Source organism: Streptococcus mitis (assembly GCF_047465045.1).
In the GTDB taxonomy this organism is placed as follows: domain Bacteria; phylum Bacillota; class Bacilli; order Lactobacillales; family Streptococcaceae; genus Streptococcus; species Streptococcus mitis_DT.
The window spans coordinates 1-26,805 of the sequence record NZ_JASHAR010000020.1 but is presented as its reverse complement, the minus strand read 5'-3'; the positions used below and the strand labels follow the sequence as shown (position 1 = coordinate 26,805).

The 26,805-nt window shown below is 39.8% G+C and carries 25 protein-coding genes and 2 tRNA genes; 24 read left to right on the top strand and 3 right to left on the bottom strand.

Annotation, left to right across the window (positions count from 1 at the left end; genetic code table 11):
- Window positions 1-2 precede the first annotated feature (2 nt).
- Entirely contained in the window at window positions 3-959 is a 957-nt protein-coding gene (locus tag QM409_RS09340) for an ABC transporter permease (protein WP_414305586.1), read from the top strand.
- Window positions 960-998: 39 nt separating this feature from the next.
- On the opposite strand, the gene plsY is transcribed toward QM409_RS09340, so the two are convergent.
- Complete coding sequence (gene plsY / locus QM409_RS09335; RefSeq protein ID WP_414305585.1) at window positions 999-1,640, bottom strand: glycerol-3-phosphate 1-O-acyltransferase PlsY; 642 nt, start codon at window positions 1,638-1,640, stop codon at window positions 999-1,001.
- 135 nt (window positions 1,641-1,775) lie between these two features.
- On the opposite strand from plsY, the gene parE reads away from it, so the two are divergent.
- The 19 genes from parE (at window position 1,776) to QM409_RS09240 (ending at window position 22,803) form a co-directional block, all read left to right on the top strand.
- On the top strand, window positions 1,776-3,725 hold the full coding sequence (parE, locus tag QM409_RS09330) for a DNA topoisomerase IV subunit B (RefSeq protein WP_414305584.1): 1,950 nt from the start codon (window positions 1,776-1,778) through the stop codon (window positions 3,723-3,725).
- On the top strand, window positions 3,722-4,813 hold the full coding sequence (locus QM409_RS09325) for a hypothetical protein (protein WP_414305583.1): 1,092 nt from the start codon (window positions 3,722-3,724) through the stop codon (window positions 4,811-4,813). Before parE ends, QM409_RS09325 begins: the two co-directional genes overlap by 4 nt.
- Window positions 4,814-4,935: 122 nt before the next feature.
- Window positions 4,936-5,754 carry an aminoglycoside 6-adenylyltransferase gene (locus QM409_RS09320; protein ID WP_414305582.1) on the top strand — a complete coding sequence of 273 codons (819 nt, stop codon included), beginning with the start codon at window positions 4,936-4,938 and terminating at the stop codon, window positions 5,752-5,754.
- A gap of 205 nt (window positions 5,755-5,959) precedes the next feature.
- Window positions 5,960-8,431 carry a DNA topoisomerase IV subunit A gene (parC, locus tag QM409_RS09315; RefSeq protein WP_414305581.1) on the top strand — a complete coding sequence of 824 codons (2,472 nt, stop codon included), beginning with the start codon at window positions 5,960-5,962 and terminating at the stop codon, window positions 8,429-8,431.
- A gap of 135 nt (window positions 8,432-8,566) precedes the next feature.
- Complete coding sequence (locus QM409_RS09310) at window positions 8,567-9,589, top strand: branched-chain amino acid aminotransferase (RefSeq protein WP_414305580.1); 1,023 nt, start codon at window positions 8,567-8,569, stop codon at window positions 9,587-9,589.
- A 22-nt stretch (window positions 9,590-9,611) separates the two neighbouring features.
- The gene (locus QM409_RS09305) at window positions 9,612-11,579 is read left to right on the top strand and encodes a peptide ABC transporter substrate-binding protein (protein WP_414305579.1); all 1,968 of its coding nucleotides are present in this window, start codon (window positions 9,612-9,614) and stop codon (window positions 11,577-11,579) included.
- 97 nt (window positions 11,580-11,676) lie between these two features.
- Window positions 11,677-11,907 carry a DUF2969 domain-containing protein gene (locus QM409_RS09300; RefSeq protein WP_000037113.1) on the top strand — a complete coding sequence of 77 codons (231 nt, stop codon included), beginning with the start codon at window positions 11,677-11,679 and terminating at the stop codon, window positions 11,905-11,907.
- A gap of 49 nt (window positions 11,908-11,956) precedes the next feature.
- Window positions 11,957-12,037: transfer RNA gene (locus QM409_RS09295), tRNA-Tyr, on the top strand.
- 9 nt (window positions 12,038-12,046) lie between these two features.
- Window positions 12,047-12,118: transfer RNA gene (locus QM409_RS09290), tRNA-Gln, on the top strand.
- A gap of 161 nt (window positions 12,119-12,279) precedes the next feature.
- Complete coding sequence (gene rpsA, locus QM409_RS09285; RefSeq protein ID WP_001001631.1) at window positions 12,280-13,482, top strand: 30S ribosomal protein S1; 1,203 nt, start codon at window positions 12,280-12,282, stop codon at window positions 13,480-13,482.
- Window positions 13,483-13,567: 85 nt separating this feature from the next.
- Window positions 13,568-14,065, top strand: coding sequence for a GAF domain-containing protein (locus QM409_RS09280; protein ID WP_414305578.1), 498 nt, complete (start codon window positions 13,568-13,570; stop codon window positions 14,063-14,065).
- The gene (gene dnaX, locus QM409_RS09275; RefSeq protein ID WP_414305577.1) at window positions 14,065-15,720 is read left to right on the top strand and encodes a DNA polymerase III subunit gamma/tau; all 1,656 of its coding nucleotides are present in this window, start codon (window positions 14,065-14,067) and stop codon (window positions 15,718-15,720) included. Before QM409_RS09280 ends, dnaX begins: the two co-directional genes overlap by 1 nt.
- A gap of 27 nt (window positions 15,721-15,747) precedes the next feature.
- Window positions 15,748-15,942 (top strand): DUF3272 domain-containing protein, encoded by a 195-nt coding sequence (locus QM409_RS09270; protein WP_001081603.1) that lies wholly within the window; start codon window positions 15,748-15,750, stop codon window positions 15,940-15,942.
- Window positions 15,943-16,092: 150 nt separating this feature from the next.
- Complete coding sequence (gene sufC / locus QM409_RS09265; protein WP_000114489.1) at window positions 16,093-16,863, top strand: Fe-S cluster assembly ATPase SufC; 771 nt, start codon at window positions 16,093-16,095, stop codon at window positions 16,861-16,863.
- A gap of 27 nt (window positions 16,864-16,890) precedes the next feature.
- Window positions 16,891-18,153 carry a Fe-S cluster assembly protein SufD gene (gene sufD / locus QM409_RS09260; RefSeq protein ID WP_414305576.1) on the top strand — a complete coding sequence of 421 codons (1,263 nt, stop codon included), beginning with the start codon at window positions 16,891-16,893 and terminating at the stop codon, window positions 18,151-18,153.
- Between the two features lie 10 nt (window positions 18,154-18,163).
- Window positions 18,164-19,390 (top strand): cysteine desulfurase, encoded by a 1,227-nt coding sequence (locus QM409_RS09255; RefSeq protein WP_414305575.1) that lies wholly within the window; start codon window positions 18,164-18,166, stop codon window positions 19,388-19,390.
- Complete coding sequence (gene sufU / locus QM409_RS09250) at window positions 19,377-19,817, top strand: Fe-S cluster assembly sulfur transfer protein SufU (RefSeq protein ID WP_414305574.1); 441 nt, start codon at window positions 19,377-19,379, stop codon at window positions 19,815-19,817. The genes QM409_RS09255 and sufU overlap by 14 nt, the downstream gene beginning before the upstream one ends.
- 57 nt (window positions 19,818-19,874) lie before the next feature.
- Window positions 19,875-21,287, top strand: coding sequence for a Fe-S cluster assembly protein SufB (gene sufB / locus QM409_RS09245; RefSeq protein WP_000797053.1), 1,413 nt, complete (start codon window positions 19,875-19,877; stop codon window positions 21,285-21,287).
- Window positions 21,288-21,411: 124 nt separating this feature from the next.
- On the top strand, window positions 21,412-22,803 hold the full coding sequence (locus QM409_RS09240; protein WP_414305573.1) for an APC family permease: 1,392 nt from the start codon (window positions 21,412-21,414) through the stop codon (window positions 22,801-22,803).
- Between the two features lie 30 nt (window positions 22,804-22,833).
- Here QM409_RS09240 and QM409_RS09235 read toward each other — a convergent pair whose 3' ends face one another.
- Window positions 22,834-23,682, bottom strand: coding sequence for a YitT family protein (locus QM409_RS09235; protein WP_414305572.1), 849 nt, complete (start codon window positions 23,680-23,682; stop codon window positions 22,834-22,836).
- Between the two features lie 140 nt (window positions 23,683-23,822).
- Between QM409_RS09235 and QM409_RS09230 the strand changes: the two genes are divergently transcribed.
- From QM409_RS09230 to sdbB, 4 genes are all read left to right on the top strand, one after another.
- Window positions 23,823-24,662, top strand: a complete 840-nt coding sequence (locus QM409_RS09230) for a DegV family protein (RefSeq protein ID WP_261012351.1) — start codon at window positions 23,823-23,825, stop codon at window positions 24,660-24,662.
- 107 nt (window positions 24,663-24,769) lie between these two features.
- Window positions 24,770-25,045: an HU family DNA-binding protein gene (locus QM409_RS09225; protein WP_001284637.1), complete on the top strand. Its 276-nt coding sequence runs from the start codon at window positions 24,770-24,772 to the stop codon at window positions 25,043-25,045.
- A gap of 213 nt (window positions 25,046-25,258) precedes the next feature.
- Window positions 25,259-25,966, top strand: a complete 708-nt coding sequence (gene ccdA2, locus QM409_RS09220) for a thiol-disulfide oxidoreductase-associated membrane protein CcdA2 (RefSeq protein WP_125454496.1) — start codon at window positions 25,259-25,261, stop codon at window positions 25,964-25,966.
- An 11-nt stretch (window positions 25,967-25,977) separates the two neighbouring features.
- Entirely contained in the window at window positions 25,978-26,544 is a 567-nt protein-coding gene (sdbB, locus tag QM409_RS09215) for a thiol-disulfide oxidoreductase-associated lipoprotein SdbB (RefSeq protein WP_414305571.1), read from the top strand.
- A 103-nt stretch (window positions 26,545-26,647) separates the two neighbouring features.
- Here sdbB and QM409_RS09210 read toward each other — a convergent pair.
- Window positions 26,648-26,805, bottom strand: a 158-nt coding sequence (locus QM409_RS09210) for a transposase (protein WP_414310502.1), incomplete at its 5' end; no start/stop codon positions are given.

The window sequence follows — 26,805 nt, the reverse complement described above, 5'->3', positions numbered from 1 at the left end:
AGATGTCTATTACAACCTTGCTCACCCTCTTGGTGTCTTCTATGCTGATTTACTCAGCACCCCTCATCTTTACAAGTATCGGTGGTGTTTTCTCTGAACGTGGTGGTGTGGTAAACGTCGGCCTTGAAGGAATTATGGTTATGGGTGCCTTTTCTGGAGTTGTCTTTAACCTTGAATTTGCAGAACAATTTGGAGCAGCAACTCCATGGCTATCCTTGCTAGTTGCAGGATTGGTTGGTGGTGTCTTCTCTATCATCCACGCAGCAGCGACGGTTCATTTCCGTGCAGACCATGTTGTCAGCGGTACGGTATTGAACTTGATGGCGCCAGCCTTGGCTGTTTTCTTGGTGAAAGTACTTTATAACAAAGGACAAACCGACAACCTAAGTCAGACTTTTGGACGCTTTGATTTCCCAATCTTGGCAAATATCCCAGTGATCGGCGATATCTTCTTCAAGTCAACAAGTCTGCTAGGTTACATCGCGATTGCCTTCTCATTCTTTGCTTGGTTTATCCTTTTCAAGACCCGATTTGGTCTTCGTCTCCGCTCTGTCGGTGAACACCCTCAAGCAGCGGATACTTTGGGAATCAATGTCTACAAGATGAGATATCTAGGAGTTATCATTTCAGGTTTCTTAGGTGGAATTGGGGGAGCGATTTATGCTCAATCAATCTCAGTTAACTTCTCAGTGACAACTATTGTTGGACCTGGATTTATCGCCCTTGCTGCGATGATCTTTGGGAAATGGAACCCAATCGGAGCCATGCTTTCTAGTCTCTTCTTTGGGCTTTCACAAAGTTTGGCCGTTATCGGTTCTCAGTTGCCGTTCCTACAAGGAGTTCCTACGGTTTATCTTCAAATCGCACCTTATGTTTTGACCATTCTTGTCTTGGCAGCCTTCTTTGGAAAAGCAGTCGCACCAAAAGCAGATGGTATCAACTATATCAAATCAAAATAAGTATACAAAAAAACGTCAGTTCAAATGTGAACTGGCGTTTTATTTTTTAGGATGTTGGTGGGTCAAGTTCAATCCCCAAGGGACCAAATTTTCAGTTTTATTTTTGATGCGTGTGATATTGTCCTTATGACGAATGATAATCAAACTAGCAAGTGCTAGGATAATAGCGATGAAGAGAGGGTCATAGTTGCTCAGGATAAAACCAACAAGTGGAAAGAGTAGAACTCCGATGACAGCCGCGATAGATGCTGTGACACTAGATAGTGAAATCATACTACCAAGATAGAGGGTTCCAAAGAAAACAACTGCAAGGTAGAGACAGAAGACAGGCGCAAATCCGAAAACCACTCCAGCACTGGTTGCGACAGCCTTGCCTCCCTTAAATCCTGCAAAGATAGGGAAGGTATGGCCAATAACAGCTAAAAGCCCAAAGATGAGAGGAGAAACACCTTGCAGATGAAAAATAATTGGAAGAAGTGTTGCTAGGGTTCCTTTGAAAAAGTCAATCACAAAGGTTGTCATACCTGCTTTCTTTCCTAAAATGCGGAAAGTATTGGTCGTTCCAGTATTTCCAGAACCATGTTCACGCAGATTGATTTGAAAGAATACTTGTCCAATCCAGAGACCAGACGGAATCGAACCCAGCAGATAGGCTAGGATTAATAAAACTATTGTAATCATACTCCTATTATATCATGAAATGGGGAAGAAAGGCAGAGAATCTCTTCTGAAATTGTCACACCGGAGAAAGAAAAATTTTGCAAAATCCTTGGAAAACCTGTAGAATAGTAAAGATGAACGAATAGGAGGTTCCTTGTGTCAAAAAAGGAAATCAATATTAACAATTATAATGATGATGCCATACAGGTGCTAGAAGGGTTGGATGCCGTCCGTAAACGTCCAGGTATGTATATTGGATCGACCGATGGGGCAGGTCTCCATCATCTCGTCTGGGAAATCGTCGACAATGCAGTCGATGAGGCCTTGTCTGGATTTGGTGACCGTATTGATGTGACCATTAATAAAGACGGCAGTTTAACGGTTCAAGACCATGGACGTGGTATGCCTACTGGAATGCACGCCATGGGAATCCCAACAGTTGAGGTTATCTTCACCATTCTTCATGCCGGAGGGAAATTCGGTCAGGGTGGCTACAAGACATCTGGTGGTCTCCACGGGGTTGGTTCTTCCGTTGTTAACGCTCTTTCTAGTTGGCTAGAGGTTGAAATCACCCGTGATGGTGCAACCTACAAGCAACGTTTTGAAAATGGTGGAAAACCTGTCACAACCTTAAAGAAAATCGGTACAGCACCCAAGTCTAAAACAGGCACCAAGGTTACCTTTATGCCTGATGCGACTATCTTTTCTACAACAGACTTTAAGTACAATACCATCTCAGAGCGTCTTAATGAATCAGCCTTTCTCTTGAAAAATGTGACCTTGTCTTTGACTGATAAACGAACAGACGAAGCGATTGAATTCCACTATGAAAATGGGGTTCAGGACTTTGTGTCCTATCTGAACGAAGACAAGGAAACCTTGACACCTGTTTTGTACTTTGAGGGGGAAGATAATGGATTCCAAGTGGAAGTTGCCCTCCAATACAATGATGGATTTTCAGATAACATTCTGTCCTTTGTCAATAACGTTCGTACCAAAGATGGTGGAACGCATGAGACAGGACTCAAGTCTGCCATTACCAAGGTTATGAATGACTATGCGCGTAAGACAGGTCTTCTCAAGGAAAAAGATAAAAACCTTGAAGGTTCCGACTATCGTGAGGGATTAGCAGCCGTTCTTTCTATCTTAGTTCCTGAAGAACATTTGCAGTTTGAAGGACAAACTAAGGACAAACTAGGAAGTCCTCTGGCTCGTCCTGTTGTGGATGGCATTGTAGCTGATAAGTTGACCTTCTTCCTCATGGAAAATGGAGAATTGGCTTCGAATCTCATTCGTAAGGCTATCAAGGCTCGTGATGCTCGTGAAGCGGCCCGCAAGGCTCGTGATGAAAGCCGAAATGGTAAGAAGAACAAGAAAGACAAGGGATTGCTGTCTGGGAAATTAACGCCAGCCCAGTCTAAGAATTCAGCCAAGAATGAACTTTACCTAGTCGAAGGGGACTCTGCCGGCGGTTCTGCCAAGCAAGGTCGTGACCGCAAGTTCCAAGCTATCTTGCCTCTACGTGGTAAGGTTATTAATACAGCCAAGGCCAAGATGGCGGATATCCTTAAAAATGAAGAAATCAATACCATGATTTATACCATCGGTGCAGGTGTTGGAGCGGACTTTTCTATTGAAGATGCCAACTATGACAAGATCATTATCATGACCGACGCGGATACCGACGGTGCCCACATTCAAACACTTCTCTTAACCTTCTTTTACCGCTATATGCGTCCTCTTGTCGAGGCGGGACATGTCTATATTGCCCTTCCGCCTCTGTACAAGATGTCCAAAGGTAAAGGCAAGAAAGAAGAAGTGGCCTATGCTTGGACAGATGGCGAGTTAGAAGAACTCCGCAAGCAGTTCGGTAAAGGCGCTACCCTCCAACGCTATAAAGGTCTTGGTGAGATGAATGCGGACCAGCTCTGGGAAACAACCATGAACCCAGAAACACGTACTCTTATCCGTGTTACAATCGAAGACTTAGCCCGCGCCGAACGTCGCGTCAATGTCCTTATGGGAGATAAGGTCGAACCACGCCGTAAGTGGATTGAGGATAATGTTAAGTTTACCTTAGAAGAAAGTGCGGAAATGGTGTTTTGAGAAAATTAATAAAAATTTTTCGTAAATATAAAAATAATTTTTTAGATGTATTTATAGAAATAATTGGAGAAGTATTGTCTATAAACTATAAATACAGAAAAAATCAGCTAAAAAGTTTAACAGCTTTAAAAATTTTAGATACTGGTTGCCATTTTAATCTTAAATTTCAAGTTCAAAAATGCGAATATCTTGGTGATTTGGTATTTAAACTAATGATTTGTATAATTTGTCTTTTTATTCTCAATATAATCCCAATTCATTTAGGAATTGTTTACTTAATAATATTTATTTTTTTATTTTTAGTCTCGCTATACTTCTTGTTAATTGTCTTTGATTATTTTATTTTGTTTATTAGCGATATTTGTAGGGCATTCTCTCTTAATAATACTTTTTTTAAGAGAATAAGTAAAAGACGGATTGTAATTATTATTCTATTTTTTCTTAAAACTTTTAATATGAAACTTTTAATATTGTTAAGTGTGAATGCGCTTTTAATTAGTGATTTATATAGAACTAGTGTATTATCAATAGCGAATAAGGAAAATTTGGTAACACAAATATTTAGGAGTCATGATTTGAGTATAATATTTAATGGAGAAATTTGGAAATTTTGGTTAATTTCTATCACAATATTTATTCCTATAATCACTTCTTTTCATTACATTTTAGAATTCCAAGATATTTTCGATTTAGAAGATATGGATTACGAGAATCATTATATGGAAGGTTTTCTTACAGTTATTATTTTTATTATTGGTTTTGACTATACTAATATTAAACTAATAGGTATTTTCCTTCTAAGTTTAATTATTCTAACAGTTGTTTTCAATTTCTTTAAATCAAATTTTCTCTTTAAAAAGTATAAAAATGCACAAGGGATTTTTCAAAATCAATTGATTGTAGATGTACCAAGCTATGAGGAATTGAAGAAATGCTATTATTATGGTGGTGAAAAGTATAAAGAAAAATTGATGAGTGTGGAGAAATTTATAGTAGTTATTGCCAAAAATGAACTAAAGTCATTAAAAGATTTAAAAAACTATGATGACTATAAACTTTATAAAGCGATCAGAGAAAGAAATATATAAAGTCAATTTCTATAATCAAACAACTCGGTTATCGATGAACCATATAGTTTTTCTAACTTTTTAAATCTTAAAAACTGTTCGATATAATAAACCTGTTACCTTATAGAAAAAGAGGGGAAAGCATGAGAACAGAAACAGAAATGCTCGATGTGATTTTACAGACTGCCCAGACTTTACAAGTCGAGGCTGTTGCCATGTCTGGTTCACGAACTGATACAAAAGCGCCAAAAGATGAGTTTCAAGATTACGACGTGGTCTATATCGTAGATGATTTAGATAATCTGACGAGTGACCTTTCTTGGTTGGGCCAGCTCGGCAAACGAGTCATTGAGCAAGAAGTTATTCTTGACCACCGTCGTCTTTATCTCATGCTTTTTGAAGATAGCAATCGGATTGATTTGACCCTTTGCCCCAAGGAGCACATCAAAGAGTGGGTGGATAGCGAAGCTGATTATACAGTTTTGAAAGACGAGAAAGGCTTGTTTGAGTCCTATACTACAAGTCCTCAACGTTACTGGACGAATCCAGTTAGCCCGATTGATTTTGAAAAAGCTTGCAATGAATTTTGGTGGGTGTCAGCCTACGTAGTCAAAGGAATCTGTCGCAAACAAGTCATCTATACGACGGACCATCTCTATGGTATTTGTCAGCAAGAGTTGTTAAAAGTCTTAGCTTGGCAGGTCGCAAGTGATAAGGGAACAGTAGACGTCGGCAAGAATTATAAGTATCTTTTTAACTGTTTACCCACTGAGAAAGAAAAGGGATTCTCAGATTTGCTTGATTTTTCAAGTATAGAAAAACTCACCCAATCTTTGTACGCTACAATGAAACTTTTCCACCGAGAGGCTCAATCCCTTGCTAACAAGATGGGCTTTAACTACGATAAGGAAGTTGCGGAGAAGATGATTGAGTATGCTGAGGAGAGACTTCTAAATCGCTGACTAATTAAAAAGATTAAACTACAGAAAGGATAGTTTGGTTATTTATAGTAACTGAACACCTTTTCTATAAAAAACTACTCTACATTCTTTGAAAGGAGTTGAACACGCCCTAAATGCTGTGTTAAAAAGAGAAATTCTCTTGTGAGCTTGCTTACTTTAAGAATTTCCTATTTTTCCTTTGTATTTTGAGGGCTCTGTATCCTATATGAGTAACATTCAAAACATGTCCCTTGAGGACATCATGGGAGAGCGCTTTGGTCGCTACTCCAAGTACATCATTCAAGACCGGGCTTTGCCAGATATTCGTGATGGACTCAAGCCGGTTCAGCGCCGTATTCTTTATTCGATGAATAAGGATGGCAATACCTTTGACAAGAGCTACCGTAAGTCTGCTAAGTCTGTCGGGAACATCATGGGGAATTTTCACCCACACGGGGATTCTTCTATCTATGATGCCATGGTTCGTATGTCTCAGGACTGGAAAAACCGTGAGATTCTAGTTGAAATGCACGGTAATAACGGTTCTATGGATGGAGATCCGCCTGCGGCCATGCGTTATACTGAGGCTCGTTTGTCTGAGATTGCAGGCTACCTTCTTCAGGATATCGAGAAAAAGACAGTTCCCTTTGCTTGGAATTTTGACGATACCGAAAAAGAACCGACGGTTTTGCCAGCAGCCTTTCCAAATCTATTGGTGAATGGTTCTACTGGTATTTCGGCTGGATATGCCACAGATATTCCTCCCCATAATTTGGCTGAAGTCATTGATGCTGCGGTTTACATGATTGACCATCCAACGGCCAAAGTTGAAAAACTCATGGAATTCTTGCCTGGGCCAGATTTTCCAACTGGAGGAATTATTCAGGGTCGTGATGAAATTAAGAAGGCCTATGAAACTGGGAAAGGGCGCGTGGTCGTTCGTTCTAAGACTGAGATTGAAAAGCTAAAAGGTGGTAAGGAACAAATCGTTATCACTGAGATTCCTTATGAAATCAACAAGGCCAATCTGGTCAAGAAAATCGATGATGTTCGTGTCAATAACAAGGTAGCAGGTATTGCTGAGGTTCGTGATGAGTCTGACCGTGACGGTCTTCGTATCGCTATCGAACTTAAGAAAGACGCCAATACGGAGCTTGTTCTCAACTACCTATTTAAGTACACCGACCTACAAATCAACTACAACTTTAATATGGTGGCGATTGACAATTTCACGCCTCGTCAGGTTGGGATTGTCCCAATCTTATCTAGCTACATTGCCCACCGTCGTGAAGTAATTTTGGCTCGTTCACGCTTTGACAAGGAAAAGGCTGAGAAACGTCTCCATATCGTGGAAGGTTTGATTCGCGTGATTTCGATTTTGGACGAAGTCATTGCTCTTATCCGTGCTTCTGAGAATAAGGCTGACGCCAAGGAAAATCTTAAGGTCAGCTATGACTTTACAGAAGAGCAGGCTGAGGCTATCGTAACTTTGCAACTTTACCGCTTGACCAATACAGACGTGGTTGTCTTGCAGGAAGAAGAAGCAGAACTTCGTGAAAAAATTGCCATGCTTGCGGCGATCATCGGTGACGAACGGACTATGTACAATCTCATGAAGAAAGAGCTTCGTGAGGTCAAGAAGAAATTTGCGACTCCGCGTTTGAGTTCTTTAGAAGACACTGCGAAAGCAATCGAGATTGATACAGCTAGTCTTATTGCCGAGGAAGATACCTACGTCAGCGTGACCAAGGCAGGTTACATCAAGCGTACCAGTCCACGTTCCTTTGCGGCTTCAACGCTGGAAGAAATTGGCAAACGTGACGACGATCGTTTGATTTTTGTGCAAGCTGCCAAGACAACCCAGCACCTCTTGATGTTCACGACTCTCGGAAATGTCATCTATCGTCCAATTCATGAATTAGCAGATATTCGCTGGAAGGACATCGGAGAGCATCTGAGCCAAACCATCACAAACTTTGAAACGAATGAAGAAATCCTTTATGTAGAAGTCGTGGATCAGTTTGATGATGCGACAACCTACTTTACTGCAACTCGACTTGGTCAAATCAAGCGTGTAGAGCGAAAAGAGTTCACTCCATGGCGGACCTATAAATCTAAGTCTGTCAAGTATGCTAAGCTCAAAGACGAGACAGACCAGATTGTAGCAGTAGCTCCGATTAAACTAGATGATGTTCTCTTGATTAGCCAAAATGGTTATGCCCTGCGCTTCAACATAGAAGAGGTTCCGGTTGTTGGGGCCAAGGCTGCAGGTGTCAAGGCTATGAACCTGAAAGAAGATGATGTCCTCCAATCGGCCTTTATCTGTAATACCTCGTCCTTCTACATCTTGACTCAGCGTGGAAGCTTGAAACGTGTTTCTATTGAGGAAATTCCAGCAACCAGCCGTGCTAAAAGAGGACTACAAGTCTTGCGTGAGTTGAAAAACAAACCGCATCGTGTCTTCTTGGCTGGAGCAGTTTCAGAGCAAGGATTCGTTGGTGATCTCTTTAGTACAGAAGTGGAAGAGAACGACCAAACTCTGCTTGTTCAATCTAACAAGGGAACAATCTATGAGAGCCGATTGCAAGATTTGAATCTGTCAGAACGAACTAGCAATGGAAGCTTTATTTCAGACACCATTTCAGATGAAGAAGTTTTTGACGCTTATTTTAAAGAAGTATATACAGAAGCCAAATAAGTGAAATGAAGAATCAGTTCTAAGAGCTGGTTCTTTTTTATTGAAGAAATTTTCTGAAAATTACAAAATATACTTGCTATTTTATAAAAATAGTGTAGAATAAAAGAAATAGGTTTTTAGAATAAGGAGTGGAATATGACAGTAACGATTGATTGGGAAAATCTCGGTTTTTCCTATATGAAATTACCTTATCGCTATATTGCTCATTTTAAAAATGGACAATGGAATCAAGGAGAGTTGACAGAAGATGCAATCTTGCATATTTCAGAGTCTTCTCCAAGTCTTCACTATGGTCAACAAGCATTTGAAGGTTTAAAAGCTTATCGTACTAAGGATGGTAGTGTTCAACTGTTCCGTCCTGATGAAAATGCCAAACGTCTGCAACATACTTGTGATCGTCTCTTGATGCCACAAGTTCCAACAGAAATGTTTGTAGAAGCTTGTAAAGCAGTTGTTCGTGCGAATGAAGAATATGTACCACCATACGGAACAGGTGGAACCTTATATCTTCGCCCTCTTTTGATTGGTGTCGGAGATATTATTGGGGTTAAACCAGCAGAGGAATACATTTTCACCATCTTTGCTATGCCAGTTGGAAATTACTTTAAGGGTGGATTGGTTCCAACCAACTTCTTGATTCAGGATGAATACGACCGTGCCGCTCCAAATGGTACAGGTGCGGCTAAGGTTGGTGGGAACTATGCTGCCAGTCTCTTGCCAGGGAAATTGGCCAAGTCACGTCATTTCTCAGATGTTATCTATCTAGACCCATCAACTCATACAAAGATTGAAGAAGTCGGATCAGCTAACTTCTTTGGAATTACAGCTGATAATGAATTTGTAACACCATTGAGTCCTTCTATCTTGCCATCTATTACCAAGTACTCTTTGCTTTACTTGGCAGAACACCGCTTGGGCTTGACTCCTATTGAGGGGGATGTCCCGATTAATAACCTTGACCGTTTTGTAGAGGCAGGTGCCTGTGGTACAGCAGCAGTTATTTCTCCAATTGGTGGAATTCAGCACGGTGATGATTTCCATGTTTTCTATAGTGAAACAGAAGTAGGTCCTGTGACTCGTAAACTCTATGATGAATTGACAGGAATTCAGTTTGGCGATATTGAAGCGCCAGAAGGTTGGATTGTAAAAGTAGATTAAAATTAACTAAAGGAGATTTTTTATGAAATCTAAAAAGTGGCTCTTAACAGCAGGAGTGGTCCTGAGCACAACAGCTCTATTAGTGGCTTGTGGAAAAGCTGATAAAGAAGCAGATGCACCGACAACATTTTCATATGTCTATGCAGTAGATCCGGCATCTTTGGATTATAGTATAGCGACTCGTACATCTACAACAGATGTCATCGGGAACGTGGTTGATGGCTTGATGGAAAACGACCAATACGGAAATGTTATTCCTTCCTTGGCTGAAGATTGGTCTGTGTCAAAAGATGGTTTGACTTATACCTACAAACTTCGTAAAGGAGTTAAATGGTACACTTCTGAAGGTGAAGAATATGCAGAAGTAACAGCCCATGACTTTGTAACAGGACTAAAACACGTTGCTGACGGCAAGTCAGACGGTGTTTCTCTCATCCAAAATTCAATCAAAGGCTTGGATGCCTACATGACTGGTGAGACCAATGATTTCTCTACAGTTGGTGTCAAAGCTTTGGACGATTACACAGTTGAATATACTCTAAACAAACCAGAAAGCTTCTGGAATTCTAAAGTCACAACAGCAACGTTGTTGCCTGTAAATGAAGAGTTTTTGAAGGCATCAGGTAAAGATTATGGAGCAGTTACTCCAGCAGGGATTCTCTACAACGGTCCTTATATCTTGAAGACCTTGACTTCTAAATCGTTGATTGAATACGAGAAAAATCCAAACTACTGGGATAAAGAAAAGGTAAAAATCGAGAAGATCAAATTGACCTACTACGATGGTTCTGATCAGGAATCGTTGATTCGTAGCTTCTCTTCAGGTGCCTATACGACAGCCCGTCTCTTCCCAAGTAGCTCAAACTTTGCTTCAACTTTGGAACAATATGGAGATAAAATCACTTATAGCCCACAGGACTCAAGTAGTTATTACTTCACCTTTAACGTAAATCGTCAGTCATACAATAAAACTGCGAAAACAAGTGAGGAACAAAAGAGTTCTACAAAAGAAGCTATGCTTAATAAGGACTTCCGTCAGGCTATTAACTTTGCCTTCAACCGTCATTCTTATGCTGCCCAGCTAAATGGTGAAGACGGTGCGGACAAGATTATTCGTAACAGCCTTGTTCCTGACAACTTTGTACAAGCAGGGGGTAAAAACTTTGGTCAAATCGCTCAAGCAGAGTTGGTGAACTATGGTGACCAATGGAAAGGTGTTGAGCTAGTTGACGGTAAGGATTCTATCTACAACCCTGACAAGGCTAAAGCTGCGTTCGAAAAAGCTAAGAAAGACTTGGAATCTAAAGGGGTAACTTTCCCAATTCACTTGGATGTCCCAGTTGAACAAACAGATACCATCGCTGTTCAACAAAGCAACTCTTTCAAACAGTCTATTGAATCAACTCTTGGTGCTGAAAATGTTGTTATCGACGTTCTTCAAATGACAGATAATGAAAAGGAAACAATCACTTCACAAGCGCGTGTTCCTTCTCAAAAAGACTATGATTTGAACAGTACAGGATGGGCTCCAAGTTATCAAGACCCAGCATCTTACTTGAATATCATGGATCCTAAATCAGGTTCTGCCATGAAGCACCTCGGTATTACTAAAGGGAAAGATAAGGATGTCGTAGCGAAACTTGGTTTGGACCAATATAAGAAATTATTGGATGATGCCGATTCAGAAACTACAAATCTTGAAGAACGCTATGAAAAATATGCCAAGGCTCAAGCTTGGTTGACAGATAGTTCATTATTGATGCCAACAGCTTCATCTGGTGGTTCACCAGTTGTAAGTAATGTCGTGCCATTCTCAAAACCATACTCACAAGTTGGTATTAAGGGGGATCCATATATCTTTAAAGGAATGAAATTGCAAAAAGATATTGTTACCACAAAAGAATATGAAGAAGCACTGAAAAAATGGCAAAAAGAAAAATTGGAATCAAATGGTAAGTATCAAAAAGAACTAGAAAAACACATTAAATAATGCGGAAAACTCTATATCAGACAAGCCTGATGTAGAGTTTTTTCTTGCTAGTTTTGGGATTTTCTTGTAAAATAGAAAAAGTGAAGAGAGGTATGAAATGAGCAAGAAAGATAAAAAAATTGAAATTCAAGTAGCAGATGCCAAGGTTAATGTAGGAAAAGACAGTTTTGAAGGTTATACCTTAACCATTGGTAAAAAAGTTATCGGAGAAATTGCCGAATTAGATGGACAATTTGCCATCATAAAGAATGGGAATGTCGATAGTTTTTATAAAAAATTGGAAAAAGCTGTGGAAATTTTGATTGAAAATTATAATTTAGCAAAATAAGTCTTGTTTTTTTGAAATTTTCATGATATAATGGTCCATGTTGATTGTAGGAGAGATAGCGAAGAGGCTAAACGCGGCGGACTGTAAATCCGCTCCTTCGGGTTCGGGGGTTCGAATCCCTCTCTCTCCATTTCATCAATGGGGTATAGCCAAGCGGTAAGGCAAGGGACTTTGACTCCCTCATGCGTTGGTTCGAATCCAGCTACCCCAGTTCTTAGGTAATAATCAAGATAAAAATCAAAATATCTTAGGGTATTTTATTTTTATAATTGAAAGACGTGAACGATATGAACATGTCCTTGCGGGTGCTTAGGAAAAAAATTATAAGTATGTCAAGTTTAAGAAAAACTTGATTGTTGGAGGATTTTTTAGATGAACGAATTTGAAGATTTGCTAAATAGCGTTAGCCAAGTTGAGACTGGTGATGTTGTTAGTGCTGAAGTATTGACAGTTGATGCGACTCAAGCTAACGTTGCAATCTCTGGAACTGGTGTTGAAGGTGTCTTGACTCTTCGCGAATTGACAAACGATCGCGATGCAGATATCAATGACTTTGTTAAAGTAGGAGAAGTATTGGATGTTCTTGTACTTCGTCAAGTAGTTGGTAAAGATACTGATACAGTTACATACCTTGTATCTAAAAAACGCCTTGAAGCTCGCAAAGCATGGGACAAACTTGTTGGTCGCGAAGAAGAAGTTGTTACTGTTAAAGGAACTCGTGCCGTTAAAGGTGGACTTTCAGTAGAATTTGAAGGTGTTCGTGGATTCATCCCAGCTTCAATGTTGGATACTCGTTTCGTACGTAACACTGAGCGTTTTGTAGGTCAAGAATTTGATGCTAAAATCAAAGAAGTTGACGCTAAAGAAAACCGCTTCATCCTTTCACGTCGTGAAGTTGTTGAAGCAGCAACAGCAGCAGCTCGCGCTGAAGTATTCGGTAAATTGGCTGTTGGTGATGTAGTAACTGGTAAAGTTGCTCGTATCACAAGCTTCGGTGCTTTCATCGACCTTGGTGGTGTTGACGGATTGGTTCACTTGACTGAATTGTCACATGAACGTAACGTTTCACCAAAATCAGTTGTAACTGTTGGTGAAGAAATTGAAGTGAAAATCCTTGATCTTAACGAAGAAGAAGGACGTGTATCACTTTCACTTAAAGCAACAACACCTGGACCATGGGATGGCGTTGAGCAAAAATTGGCTAAAGGTGATGTAGTTGAAGGAACAGTTAAACGTTTGACTGACTTCGGTGCATTTGTTGAAGTATTGCCAGGTATCGATGGACTTGTTCACGTATCACAAATTTCACACAAACGTATTGAAAATCCTAAAGAAGCTCTTAAAGTTGGTCAAGAAGTTCAAGTTAAAGTTCTTGAAGTTAACGCAGATGCAGAGCGCGTATCACTTTCTATCAAAGCTCTTGAAGAGCGTCCAGCTCAAGAAGAAGGACAAAAAGAAGAAAAACGTGCTGCTCGTCCACGTCGTCCAAAACGTCAAGAAAAACGTGATTTCGAACTTCCAGAAACACAAACAGGATTCTCAATGGCTGACTTGTTCGGTGATATCGAACTTTAATCAAATTGAAAATTCATAAAATCCTTTGTTTTCTAAACAAGGGATTTTTCTTTTGTCTGTAAGTCTTTTTTGATATAATAGTTCTATGTTAGAATCAGAAAAACAATCATGTTATCAAATGTTAAATGAGGAGCTCTCTTTTTTATTGGATGGTGAAACCAATGTTTTGGCTAATCTTTCCAACGCCAGTGCTCTTCTAAAATCACGCTTTCCTAATACCGTATTTGCAGGCTTTTATTTGTTTGATGGAAAGGAATTGGTTTTAGGTCCCTTCCAAGGAGGTGTTTCCTGCATCCGTATTGCACTAGGCAAAGGTGTTTGTGGTGAGGCAGCCCACTTTCAGGAAACTGTTCTGGTTGGTGATGTAACGACTTATCCCAACTATATTTCTTGTGATAGTAGCGCTAAAAGTGAAATTGTTGTGCCGATGATGAAGAATGGTCAATTACTTGGAGTTCTGGATTTGGATTCTTCAGAGATTGATGATTATGATGCTATGGATCGAGATTATTTGGAACAATTTGTCGCTATTTTGCTTGAAAAGACAGAATGGGACTTTACAATGTTTGAGGAGAAAGCCTAATGTATCAAGCACTTTATCGAAAATATAGAAGTCAAAACTTCTCTCAGTTGGTTGGTCAAGAAGTTGTGGCTAAGACTCTTAAACAAGCGGTGGAGCAAGAGAAAATAAGTCACGCTTATCTTTTTTCTGGTCCTCGTGGAACGGGAAAAACCAGTGTGGCTAAGATCTTTGCAAAGGCTATGAACTGTCCTAATCAAGTGGGTGGTGAACCTTGCAATAACTGCTATATTTGTCAAGCAGTGACGGATGGTAGTTTAGAAGATGTCATTGAAATGGATGCAGCCTCTAATAATGGGGTTGATGAAATTCGCGAAATTCGTGATAAATCTACCTACGCCCCAAGCCTTGCCCGTTATAAGGTTTATATCATAGATGAGGTTCACATGCTGTCTACAGGGGCTTTTAATGCCCTCCTAAAGACGCTGGAAGAACCAACACAGAATGTGGTGTTTATTTTGGCCACTACTGAATTGCACAAGATTCCTGCCACTATTCTATCCCGAGTGCAACGTTTTGAATTTAAATCGATTAAGACACAGGATATTAAGGAACATATCCACTATATCTTAGCAAAGGAAAATATCAGTTCTGAACCAGAGGCTGTGGAAATTATTGCCAGACGAGCTGAAGGTGGGATGCGGGACGCCTTGTCTATTTTGGATCAAGCCCTGAGTTTGACACAGGGAAACGAGCTGACGACTGCTATCTCTGAAGAAATTACTGGCACAATTAGTCTATCAGCCTTGGATGATTATGTGGCTGCCTTGTCTCAACAGGATGTTCCCAAGGCTTTGTCTTGCTTGAATCTTCTTTTTGACAATGGTAAGAGCATGACTCGTTTTGTGACCGACCTTTTGCACTATTTAAGAGACTTGTTAATTGTTCAAACAGGTGGGGAAAATACTCATCATAGCCCAGTCTTTGTGGAAAATTTGGGACTTCCTCAAGAAAATCTGTTTGAAATGATTCGCTTAGCGACAGTCAGTTTAGCAGATATTAAGTCTAGTTTACAGCCAAAGATTTATGCTGAGATGATGACCATCCGTTTGGCAGAGATTAAGCCTGAACCAGCTCTTTCTGGGGCAGTTGAACATGAAATTGATTCGCTGAGACAAGAAGTGACACGTCTCAAACAAGAACTCGCAAATGTGGGAACCGTATCTAAGCCAACAAATCCAGCTCCTAGTCGCCCAGCAACGGGCAAGACAATCTATCGTGTGGATCGCAATAAGGTTCAATCTATCTTACAAGAGGCCGTTGAAAATCCTGATTTAGCACGTCAAAATCTGATTCGCTTGCAGAATGCCTGGGGAGAGGTAATTGAAAGTCTAGGAGGCCCTGATAAGGCTCTGCTAGTTGGTTCTCAACCGGTTGCAGCCAATGAACACCATGCTATTCTTGCTTTTGAGTCTAACTTCAATGCTGGTCAAACCATGAAACGAGACAATCTTAACACCATGTTTGGCAACATCCTCAGTCAGGCAGCAGGTTTTTCACCTGAGATTTTAGCCATTTCCATGGAGGAATGGAAAGAAGTTCGAGCAGCCTTTTCAGCCAAAGCCAAATCTTCTCAAACTGAAAAAGAAGCAGAAGAAAGTCTGATTCCGGAAGGATTTGAATTTTTGGCTGATAAAGTGAAGGTAGAGGAAGACTAAAGAAAGATTTCATGATACAATAAGTTTATGAATAGACAACAATTTATTATCATCGCGCTGTTTACAGCTGCTGAGACCTATTTTTTCAATGAAGCTTGGATGACTGGTCGTTATATTATGGCAACCTTTTGGGCCATTTTGCTCTTTAGAAATTTTCGAGTAAGTTACTTGATGGGCAAAATAGTGGATGTCATTGACCAGCATTTAAAAGGAAAAGACTAGTCCTCAGCTTCTAGACAAAATCAAAGCCTTTTAGGCTTTTTTTTGTTATACTATAAAAGTATATTTATTGACCTTTTACCGTATTTTCTAGGGAAATCAAGTATGTTTCCAGTAAGAATTGTAAAGGTCTTGAAAAAGAAAGGAACTATCATGTCAGTATTAGAGATCAAAGATCTTCACGTCGAGATTGAAGGAAAAGAAATTTTAAAAGGGGTTAACCTGACCCTGAAAACAGGAGAAATCGCCGCTATCATGGGACCAAATGGTACAGGTAAATCGACTCTTTCTGCAGCTATCATGGGAAATCCAAACTATGAAGTGACCAAAGGCGAAGTCTTGTTTGATGGCGTAAACATCCTTGAGTTGGAAGTGGACGAGCGTGCGCGTATGGGACTTTTCCTTGCTATGCAATACCCATCAGAAATTCCTGGTATTACTAACGCTGAGTTTCTTCGTGCAGCCATGAATGCTGGTAAAGAAGACGATGAGAAGATTTCAGTTCGTGAGTTTATCACTAAATTGGATGAGAAGATGGAATTGCTCAACATGAAAGAAGAAATGGCTGAGCGTTACCTCAACGAAGGTTTCTCTGGTGGCGAGAAAAAACGTAATGAGATTCTTCAACTTTTGATGTTGGAACCAACTTTTGCCCTTTTGGATGAGATTGACTCTGGTCTTGATATTGATGCCCTTAAAGTTGTTTCTAAAGGTGTGAATGCTATGCGTGGTGAAGGCTTTGGTGCTATGATTATCACTCACTACCAACGTCTTTTGAACTACATCACGCCTGATGTGGTACACGTCATGATGGAAGGTCGTGTTGTCCTTTCAGGTGGTCCAGAATTGGCTGCGCGTTTGGAACGTGAAGGATACGCAAAACTAGCTGAAGAACTTGGCTACGATTACAAGGAAGAATTGTAATTCCCTCGTATCTTTTAGGAGAAGTAAATGACTAAAGAAAATATTAAACTTTTTTCAGAAATGCACGCTGAACCAAGCTGGTTGGCTGACCTTCGTCAAAAAGCTTTTGATAAGATGGAGAGTTTAGAGTTACCAGTTATTGAGCGTGTCAAATTCCACCGTTGGAATCTGGGTGATGGAACGATTACAGAAAGTGAGCCATCAGCAAATGTTCCAGATTTCACAGCTCTAGATAATCACTTGAAGTTGGTGCAAGTAGGAACTCAAACTGTTTTTGAGCAAATTCCAGTTGAGTTAGCTGAACAGGGTGTCGTCTTTACAGACTTCCACTCAGCTTTAGAAGAAATTCCAGAGCTTATTGAGGAATTCTTCATGTCATCTGTTAAGTATGACGATGACAAGTTGGCAGCCTACCATACAGCTTATTTCAATAGTGGTGCTGTTCTCTATATTCCTGATAACGTTGAGATTAAAGAACCAATCGAAGGAATTTTCTATCAAGACAGCGATAGTGATGTGCCGTTTAACAAGCATATTATGATTATCGCTGGTAAGAACAGTAAGATTAGTTATCTGGAGCGTTTAGAGTCACGTGGTGGAGGTAGTGCTAAGGCAACTGCAAATATCACAGTTGAAGTGATTGCACGTTCTGGTGCGCAAGTCAAGTTTGCTGCGATTGACCGTCTAGGTGAAAACGTCACTGCTTACATTAGCCGTCGTGGTAAATTAGGCAACGATGCAAGCATTGACTGGGCAATCGGTGTCATGAACGAAGGGAACGTCGTTGCGGACTTTGATAGCGACTTGATTGGTAACGGTAGCCATGCTGACCTGAAAGTTGTAGCTCTTTCAAGTGGCCGTCAGGTACAAGGGATTGATACCCGAGTAACTAACTATGGTTGCAACTCAATCGGGAATATCCTTCAACATGGGGTTATTCTTGAAAAAGCAACCTTGACCTTCAATGGTATTGGCCACATTATCAAGGGTGCCAAGGGAGCAGATGCCCAACAAGAAAGTCGTGTTCTCATGCTTTCAGACCAAGCGCGTTCAGATGCTAATCCAATTCTTTTGATTGATGAAAATGACGTAACTGCAGGACATGCGGCTTCTATCGGTCAGGTAGATCCAGAAGACATGTACTACCTCATGAGCCGTGGTTTAGATAAGGCAACTGCAGAACGTTTGGTTGTTCGTGGTTTCCTTGGCTCCGTTATCGTTGAGATTCCAGTCAAGGAAGTTCGTGATGAAATGATTGCGACTATCGAAGAAAAATTGTCAAAACGCTAAGGGGTAGCCTATGTTAGATGTAGAAGTGATTCGCAAGGATTTTCCAATTTTAGACCAGATTGTTAATGATGAACCATTGGTTTATTTGGACAATGCTGCGACGACACAAAAACCACTAGCAGTTCTGGAGACGATTAACCGCTACTATGAGCAGGACAATGCCAATGTTCATCGTGGGGTTCATACCTTGGCGGAGCGGGCTACTGCTTCCTATGAAGCGGCTCGTGAAACCATTCGTAAGTTTATCAATGCAGGGTCTACAAAGGAAGTTCTCTTTACTAGAGGAACGACAACCAGTCTTAACTGGGTAGCGCGTTATGCTGAGGAAGTCTTGACTGAGGGAGACCAGGTTTTGATTTCTGTCATGGAACACCATTCCAACATCATTCCTTGGCAGGAAGCCTGCCGCAAGACTGGGGCAGAGCTTGTCTATGTCTATCTTAAGAATGGAGCTCTGGATATGGATGATTTGCGAGCTAAATTGACTGATAAAGTTAAGTTTTTCTCCCTTGCTCACGCCTCAAATGTTCTTGGTGTGGTCAATCCAATCAAAGAAATCACTCAATTGGCCCATCAAGTTGGAGCTATCATGGTGGTGGATGGTGCTCAATCTACGCCTCATATGAAGATTGATGTTCAGGACTTGGATGTGGACTTCTTTGCCTTTTCAGGTCACAAGATGGCTGGTCCAACTGGTATTGGTGTCCTTTATGGTAAAGAAAAGTACCTAGAGCAAATGTCACCAGTAGAATTTGGCGGTGAAATGATTGATTTCGTTTATGAGCAATCTGCTAGTTGGAAGGAATTGCCTTGGAAATTCGAGGCTGGAACTCCTAACATGGCAGGTGCTATTGGACTAGCTGCTGCAGTAGATTATCTTGAAAAGATTGGTATGGATGCGATTGAAGCCCATGAACAAGAATTGATCGCATACGTCTATCCAAAACTGCAGGCGATTGAAGGACTGACCATTTATGGTTCACAGGACTTGGCTCAACGTTCAGGTGTCATTGCCTTTAACCTAGGCGACCTTCATCCTCACGACCTTGCGACTGCTTTGGATTATGAAGGAGTGGCTGTTCGAGCAGGTCACCATTGTGCGCAACCATTGCTTCAATATTTGGATGTCCCAGCAACAGCTCGTGCAAGTTTTTATATCTACAATACCAAGGCAGATTGCGACAAGCTAGTCGATGCCTTACAAAAGACAAAGGAGTTTTTCAATGGCACTTTCTAAACTAGATAGCCTTTATATGGCAGTGGTAGCGGACCATTCGAAAAATCCACATCACCAAGGGAAGTTAGAAGAAGCTGAACAAATCAGTCTCAATAATCCGACCTGTGGAGATGTCATCAATCTCTCTGTCAAGTTTGATGCAGAGGATTGTTTGGAGGATATCGCTTTTCTAAACTCAGGTTGCACCATCTCTACAGCATCTGCTAGTATGATGACGGATGCAGTTTTAGGAAAAACCAAAGAAGAAATTTTAGAACTTGCGACCATTTTTTCTGAAATGGTTCAAGGGCAAAAAGATGAGCGTCAAGACCAACTTGGAGATGCAGCTTTCTTATCAGGCGTTGCCAAATTTCCTCAACGAATCAAGTGTGCAACCCTAGCTTGGAACGCCCTGAAGAAAACAATTGAAAATCAAGAAAATCAGTAAGACAAGTTTCTTTTGTCTTATGAATCAGTAGAAATGAAGAATGAAAGAAAGGATATTATGGCTGAAGAAAGAGTAGAACCAAAACCAATTGATCTTGGTGAATATAAATTTGGTTTCCATGATGATGTAGAGCCTGTCCTATCGACAGGAAAAGGATTGAATGAAGATGTCATTCGTGAACTATCAGCTGCTAAGGGAGAACCTGAGTGGATGCTAGAATTCCGTTTGAAGTCTTATGAAACCTTCAAAAAAATGCCCATGCAAACTTGGGGAGCAGATTTGTCAGAGATTGATTTTGATGACCTGATTTATTATCAAAAACCATCTGATAAACCAGCCCGTTCTTGGGATGAAGTTCCCGAAAAAATCAAAGAAACCTTTGAACGTATCGGGATTCCTGAAGCTGAGCGTGCTTATTTAGCAGGTGCCTCTGCCCAGTACGAGTCAGAAGTGGTTTACCACAACATGAAGGAAGAGTTCCAGAAATTGGGGATTATCTTTACAGATACAGATTCTGCCCTCAAGGAATACCCAGACTTGTTTAAACAATACTTTGCTAAGTTGGTACCGCCGACAGATAACAAGTTGGCTGCCCTCAACTCAGCAGTATGGTCAGGTGGAACCTTTATCTACGTACCAAAAGGGGTCAAGGTAGATATTCCTCTTCAAACTTACTTCCGTATCAACAACGAAAATACTGGTCAGTTTGAACGTACCTTGATTATCGTTGATGAGGGGGCAAGTGTCCACTACGTAGAGGGCTGTACAGCACCAACTTATTCAAGTAACAGCTTGCATGCTGCTATCGTAGAAATCTTTGCCTTGGACGGAGCTTACATGCGTTATACAACCATCCAAAACTGGTCTGATAATGTCTATAACTTGGTAACGAAACGTGCTAAAGCCTTGAAAGATGCGACAGTTGAGTGGATTGATGGAAACTTAGGTGCCAAAACAACCATGAAATACCCATCTGTTTACCTAGATGGAGAAGGGGCGCGTGGTACTATGCTCTCTATCGCCTTTGCCAACGCTGGACAACACCAGGATACTGGTGCTAAGATGATTCACAATGCTCCACATACAAGCTCATCTATTGTTTCAAAATCCATCGCTAAAGGCGGAGGAAAGGTAGACTATCGTGGACAAGTAACCTTTAACAAAAACTCTAAGAAATCTGTCTCTCACATCGAATGTGATACCATTATCATGGATGACTTATCAGCATCAGATACTATTCCATTTAATGAAATTCATAATTCGCAAGTTGCTTTGGAACACGAAGCTAAGGTTTCTAAGATTTCAGAAGAACAACTCTATTACCTCATGAGCCGTGGATTGTCAGAATCTGAGGCAACAGAGATGATTGTCATGGGATTTGTAGAGCCTTTCACAAAAGAACTTCCAATGGAATATGCAGTTGAGCTGAACCGCTTGATTAGCTATGAGATGGAAGGTTCAGTTGGGTAAGAATATGTAGAATCTGAGCAGGATTTATTTCTGTTCAGATTTTTTTGAAAAATCATCTTATAAATATTCACAAAATTCCTTTTATATGATAAAATAAAACAATCATATTTAATGGAGATGAAGTATGAATATCTTTAGAACTAAAGATGTTAGTTTGGGACGTACTGAAATGCACCGTCATTTAAAAGTATGGGATTTGATTTTATTAGGAATCGGTGCCATGGTAGGAACTGGGATTTTTACCATTACAGGAACCGCAGCAGCCACGCTTGCTGGTCCGTCACTGGTTGTATCCATAGTGATTTCTGCCCTGTGTGTTTCTTTATCCGCCCTCTTTTTCGCAGAGTTTGCTTCTCGTGTTCCTGCAACTGGTGGTGCTTATAGTTATTTGTATGCAATTTTGGGTGAATTACCAGCTTGGATTGCTGGTTGGTTGACCATCATGGAATTCATGACAGCAGTTTCTGGTGTAGCCTCTGGCTGGGCAGCTTATTTTAAAGGCTTACTCAATAACTATAGTATTTTAATGCCTCAAGCCTTGAATGGGACCTTTAATCCTGAGCAGGGTACCTATATAGACCTTTTACCTATTTTGGTATTGATACTGGTAACCGGTTTAGTTTTATTAAATTCCAAGGCAGCCTTGCGTTTTAATTCGCTTCTAGTCGTCTTGAAATTCTCTGCTCTTGCTTTGTTTATTCTAGTTGGTATCTGGTATATTAAACCGGAAAATTGGTCCAACTTTGCTCCCTTTGGTTTTGGTCAAATTTATGGTGGAAGTACTGGAATAATGGCAGGAGCATCTTTGATGTTCTTTGGTTTCCTAGGATTTGAATCTATTTCTATGGCTGTTGATGAAATTCAAAACCCACAAAAAAATGTTCCACGAGGTATTGTTTTGTCATTGACAATCGTAACGATTCTTTATGCTTTGGTTACATTAGTATTGACAGGGATTGTTCACTACAGCCAACTCAATGTGGACGATGCTGTCGCATTTTCATTGCGAAGTATAGGAATTGGTTGGGCAGCTAATTATGTGTCATTAGTGGCTATTTTGACTCTAATAACAGTGTGTATTTCTATGACTTATGCCTTATCACGTATGATTTACAGTTTAGCACGCGATGGTCTTTTACCTCGAAGTTTTAAGCAATTAAGCAAAACAAGTCGTGTTCCTAAAAATGCGACCATCTTAACTGGAGTTGCTTCTGCAATAGCAGCAGGAGTATTTCCACTAGCTAGTATCGCAGCATTTCTAAATATTTGTACGCTGGCTTATCTTATCTTACTGGCTTATGGAATTATAAAACTTAGAAAGGATAAGGGAATGCCTAAAGAAGGAGAATTCAAAACTCCCCTAGTTCCCTTGTTACCGATTTTATCTATTCTAATCTGTGTTTCCTTTATGCTTCAATATAGTATAGAAACATGGATTGCCTTTGGCATTGCTCTTGTAGTTGGACTTGTGATTTACTTTACTTATGGCTATCGTCATTCTACACTTTCTGAATAGAGAAAAAGCTGGAACTTCCCAGCTTTTTCTTTATTCTTTTTCAAAAGTAAAGCCTTCGCCAAGGATTTCGTGAGCTTCTGTAATAGTTATAAAGGCTTGAGGATCAATTCGATGAATCATTTCCTTCATTTTCACAATTTCATTTCTTCCGACAATACAGTAAATTATTTTTAAATCTTCTCGACTATAATAACCTTGACCTGAGATGAAAGTAACGCCTCTTCCTAGGTCATCATTAATCTCCTTAGCAAGTTGGTCAGGACGTTTTGTGATAATCATAAAGCCTTTACCTGCATAGCCACCTTCGCCGATCAAATCAATAACACGAGAAACGATAAAATCAAATAAGAGCGTGTAGGAAACCAATCTCAAATCCTTGAAGATTAGGAGAATAAGCATGAGAATACAAAAATCTAAGATAAAGAGCAGTTTCCCCATAGATATATGAGTGTATTTATTGAGAATACGAGCTAAAATATCAGTTCCCCCCGTTGTACCTCCAGCATTAAAAATAATTCCAAGACCAATTCCCAATAGAACCCCAGCTATAAGGGCTGTGATCAGTAAATCACCTTGAAGATCAATATGAAGGGGAATACGCTCAAAAAAAGCCAACCAAGCTGACAAAGCTAAGGTTCCAAGCAAACTAGAATAGAGAGATTTTGCTCCAAAAATCTTCCAAGATAGGAGGAAAAGGGGAATATTAATCAGCAGGTTCATGAGAGAAACGGGGATTTTAAAAAGATAAAAGGTGATGAGAGTAATACCTGTTGCCCCTCCTTCAAAGAGATGATGGGGAACTACAAAATAAGTTAGCCCAAAAGCATAAATAGCAGCACCTAGTAAAATGGTTAAAATTGGATAAATTTTTTTAATCATAGGGACCTCTTTTCTTATAAGTAGATTATATCAAATTTTTAAGGAAAATTTGATTGACTCCATTAGGATTTTTAATCTTTTTTTGATATAATTAAAAGTAAGAAAACCAATCTGAATCCTAAAATAGAAAGATTGATACTATGACAAAAATTAAGATTGTAACCGATTCATCTGTTACTATTGAACCTGAACTAGTAAAACAATTAGATATCACTGTTGTTCCATTATCTGTAATGATTGATAATGTTGTTTATTCTGATGCGGATTTGAAAGAAGAAGGTAAATTTCTTCAGTTGATGCAAGAAAGTAAGAATCTTCCGAAAACAAGTCAGCCACCTGTAGGTGTCTTCGCTGAAGTTTTTGAAGAACTATGCAAGGATGGTAGCCAGATTCTTGCTATTCATATGTCTCATGCCCTTTCTGGTACTGTAGAAGCGGCACGTCAAGGTGCTAGCTTATCTACTGCCGATGTGACAGTTATTGATAGTTCCTTCACTGACCAAGCCCTGAAATTCCAAGTTGTTGAGGCTGCGAAGTTAGCACAAGAAGGCAAAGATATGGAGGAAATTTTAACTCGCATAGAAGAGGTAAAAAAACACACAGAACTCTATATTGGTGTTTCTACTTTGGAAAATCTTGTCAAAGGTGGACGAATTGGCCGTGTAACTGGATTGTTGAGCTCCCTTCTCAATATACGTGTTGTCATGCAGATGAAAGACCATGAATTGCAGCCAATCGTTAAAGGTCGTGGAGCTAAAACTTTTAAAAAATGGTTAGATGAATTGATAACATCGCTCTCTGAACGTTCTGTAGCAGAGATTGGAATTTCATATTCTGGTAGTGCTGATTGGGCCAAAGAGATGAAAGAAAGCTTACAAGCTTATGTTGAAAAGCCAATTTCAGTTTTGGAAACGGGCTCTATTATTCAAACTCACACGGGTGAGAACGCTTGGGCTATTTTAGTACGTTACTACTCTTAAAAAAATAAATAAAATGGGAAGAAATAGCGTTTTTAACTTGACCTAAAAGGGATTTTAGGATATGATTATAATTGTTAATTAGAAATTAAATTGGAGGAATCATTAACATGGCAAACAAACAAGATTTGATCGCTAAAGTAGCAGAAGCTACAGAATTGACTAAGAAAGACTCAGCAGCAGCAGTTGAAGCTGTATTCGCAGCAGTAGCTGACTACCTTGCAGCTGGTGAAAAAGTTCAATTGATCGGTTTTGGTAACTTTGAAGTTCGTGAGCGTGCTGCACGTAAAGGTCGCAACCCACAAACTGGTAAAGAAATCACAATTGCAGCTTCTAAAGTTCCAGCATTCAAAGCTGGTAAAGCTCTTAAAGACGCTGTTAAATAATCAGCATTTGAAAAGCCTATTGTATCAAGTTTTTGAGCTTGGTCAATAGGCTTTTTTGTGTATAGAGGGCAAAAAAGGGGCAGAATCTGAATGAACTAGTACCGGAACAAATATTTCAAATACTGGCTAATTCAAATTGCGTAGCAGAAAGCATACAAATGAAATTGATTATAGTAAAATAGGATATGAATTATTAAGAAAGTTGGTTCTTTATTGGAAACGATAGTATTTTCAATCTCCGTTTTTTTAGCAGGGATCTTGTCCTTCTTTTCCCCTTGCATTTTCCCTCTGTTACCTGTTTATACTGGAATTTTATTGGATGATCAGGAAAGCGCAAAAAGCTTTTCTTTGTTTGGGAGAAAAGTTGCGTGGTCCGGCTTGATTCGAACTCTTTGCTTTATCGCAGGCATTTCACTCATTTTCTTTATTCTAGGATTTGGTGCTGGTTACTTTGGTAATATTCTCTATGCCAATTGGTTTCGCTATACCATGGGTACGATTATCATCATCTTAGGTTTACACCAGATGGAAATTTTTCATTTTAAGAAATTAGAGATTCAAAAAAGTTTTACTTTTAAGAAATCAGCACCCAATCGTTATTGGTCAGCCTTTTTACTCGGTATTACCTTTAGCTTTGGTTGGACGCCTTGTATTGGTCCAGTTTTAAGTTCTGTTTTAGCGCTTGCGGCTTCTGGAGGCAATGGTGCTTGGCAAGGTGCAATCTATACCTTGATTTACACTCTGGGGATGGCCATTCCTTTCTTGGTTTTGGCTCTAGCTTCAGGCGTAGTTATGCCATATTTTAGTAAAATTAAACGTCATATGATGCTACTGAAGAAAATTGGTGGTTTCCTTATTATTTTAATGGGAATTTTATTACTATTAGGACAAGTAAATGTTCTAGCTGGAATTTTTGAATAAAGGAGAAAAAGATGAAAAAAGTAATGTTTGCTGGCTTAAGCCTCTTGTCATTAGTTGTATTGATAGCTTGTGGTGAGGAAGAGACTAAAAAGACTAAAGCACCAGAACAATCCCCAAAACAACAGCAACAAACGACTGTACAACAAATTGCTGTTGGGAAAGAGGCGCCAGATTTTACCTTGCAATCAATGGATGGCAAAGAAGTAAAGTTATCTGATTATAAGGGTAAAAAGGTTTATTTGAAGTTTTGGGCTTCATGGTGTGGTCCATGTAAAAAAAGTATGCCTGAGTTGATGGAATTAGCGGCGAAACCAGATCGTGATTTTGAAATTCTTACTGTTATTGCACCAGGAATTCAAGGTGAAAAAACTGTTGAGCAATTCCCACAATGGTTCCAAGATCAAGGTTATAAGGATATCCCAGTTCTTTATGACACAAAAGCAACCACATTCCAAGCTTATCAAATTCGAAGCATTCCTACAGAATACCTGATTGATAGTCAAGGAAAGATTGGGAAGATTCAATTTGGTGTTATCAGTAATGCGGATGCAGAAGTAGCCTTTAAAGAAATGAAATAGAATCAAGATTTTAAAATAGTATTTATATAATCAAGAACCTAAGACAAAATAGTTCTCAGCCACAAAAAAAGCTAGAGATTTCCAATAGCGGAACTCTAGCTTTTTAATTTTGAGTCGTTCTCTTATTGTATTTGAGGAGGTTATTGGCCATAAGTACCAATCCCATGTCAATTCTCACTTGACGCTTCCCTCTCAGATTCCATCTCTTGTAACCCAAACAAGCCTTTATCTGCCCAAAGACAGGTTCCACCTCAATCTTGC

Bases quoted from the DNA above. Each gene is read 5' to 3' on its own strand.
- QM409_RS09340 (WP_414305586.1), top strand. From the start codon at position 3: ATGTCTATTACAACCTTGCTCACCCTCTTGGTGTCTTCTATGCTGATT.
- plsY (WP_414305585.1), bottom strand. From the start codon at position 1,640: ATGATTACAATAGTTTTATTAATCCTAGCCTATCTGCTGGGTTCGATT.
- QM409_RS09320 (WP_414305582.1), top strand. From the start codon at position 4,936: ATGAGAACAGAAACAGAAATGCTCGATGTGATTTTACAGACTGCCCAG.
- parC (WP_414305581.1), top strand. From the start codon at position 5,960: ATGAGTAACATTCAAAACATGTCCCTTGAGGACATCATGGGAGAGCGC.
- QM409_RS09310 (WP_414305580.1), top strand. From the start codon at position 8,567: ATGACAGTAACGATTGATTGGGAAAATCTCGGTTTTTCCTATATGAAA.
- QM409_RS09305 (WP_414305579.1), top strand. From the start codon at position 9,612: ATGAAATCTAAAAAGTGGCTCTTAACAGCAGGAGTGGTCCTGAGCACA.
- QM409_RS09300 (WP_000037113.1), top strand. From the start codon at position 11,677: ATGAGCAAGAAAGATAAAAAAATTGAAATTCAAGTAGCAGATGCCAAG.
- rpsA (WP_001001631.1), top strand. From the start codon at position 12,280: ATGAACGAATTTGAAGATTTGCTAAATAGCGTTAGCCAAGTTGAGACT.
- QM409_RS09280 (WP_414305578.1), top strand. From the start codon at position 13,568: ATGTTAGAATCAGAAAAACAATCATGTTATCAAATGTTAAATGAGGAG.
- dnaX (WP_414305577.1), top strand. From the start codon at position 14,065: ATGTATCAAGCACTTTATCGAAAATATAGAAGTCAAAACTTCTCTCAG.
- QM409_RS09270 (WP_001081603.1), top strand. From the start codon at position 15,748: ATGAATAGACAACAATTTATTATCATCGCGCTGTTTACAGCTGCTGAG.
- sufC (WP_000114489.1), top strand. From the start codon at position 16,093: ATGTCAGTATTAGAGATCAAAGATCTTCACGTCGAGATTGAAGGAAAA.
- sufD (WP_414305576.1), top strand. From the start codon at position 16,891: ATGACTAAAGAAAATATTAAACTTTTTTCAGAAATGCACGCTGAACCA.
- QM409_RS09255 (WP_414305575.1), top strand. From the start codon at position 18,164: ATGTTAGATGTAGAAGTGATTCGCAAGGATTTTCCAATTTTAGACCAG.
- sufU (WP_414305574.1), top strand. From the start codon at position 19,377: ATGGCACTTTCTAAACTAGATAGCCTTTATATGGCAGTGGTAGCGGAC.
- sufB (WP_000797053.1), top strand. From the start codon at position 19,875: ATGGCTGAAGAAAGAGTAGAACCAAAACCAATTGATCTTGGTGAATAT.
- QM409_RS09240 (WP_414305573.1), top strand. From the start codon at position 21,412: ATGAATATCTTTAGAACTAAAGATGTTAGTTTGGGACGTACTGAAATG.
- QM409_RS09235 (WP_414305572.1), bottom strand. From the start codon at position 23,682: ATGATTAAAAAAATTTATCCAATTTTAACCATTTTACTAGGTGCTGCT.
- QM409_RS09230 (WP_261012351.1), top strand. From the start codon at position 23,823: ATGACAAAAATTAAGATTGTAACCGATTCATCTGTTACTATTGAACCT.
- QM409_RS09225 (WP_001284637.1), top strand. From the start codon at position 24,770: ATGGCAAACAAACAAGATTTGATCGCTAAAGTAGCAGAAGCTACAGAA.
- sdbB (WP_414305571.1), top strand. From the start codon at position 25,978: ATGAAAAAAGTAATGTTTGCTGGCTTAAGCCTCTTGTCATTAGTTGTA.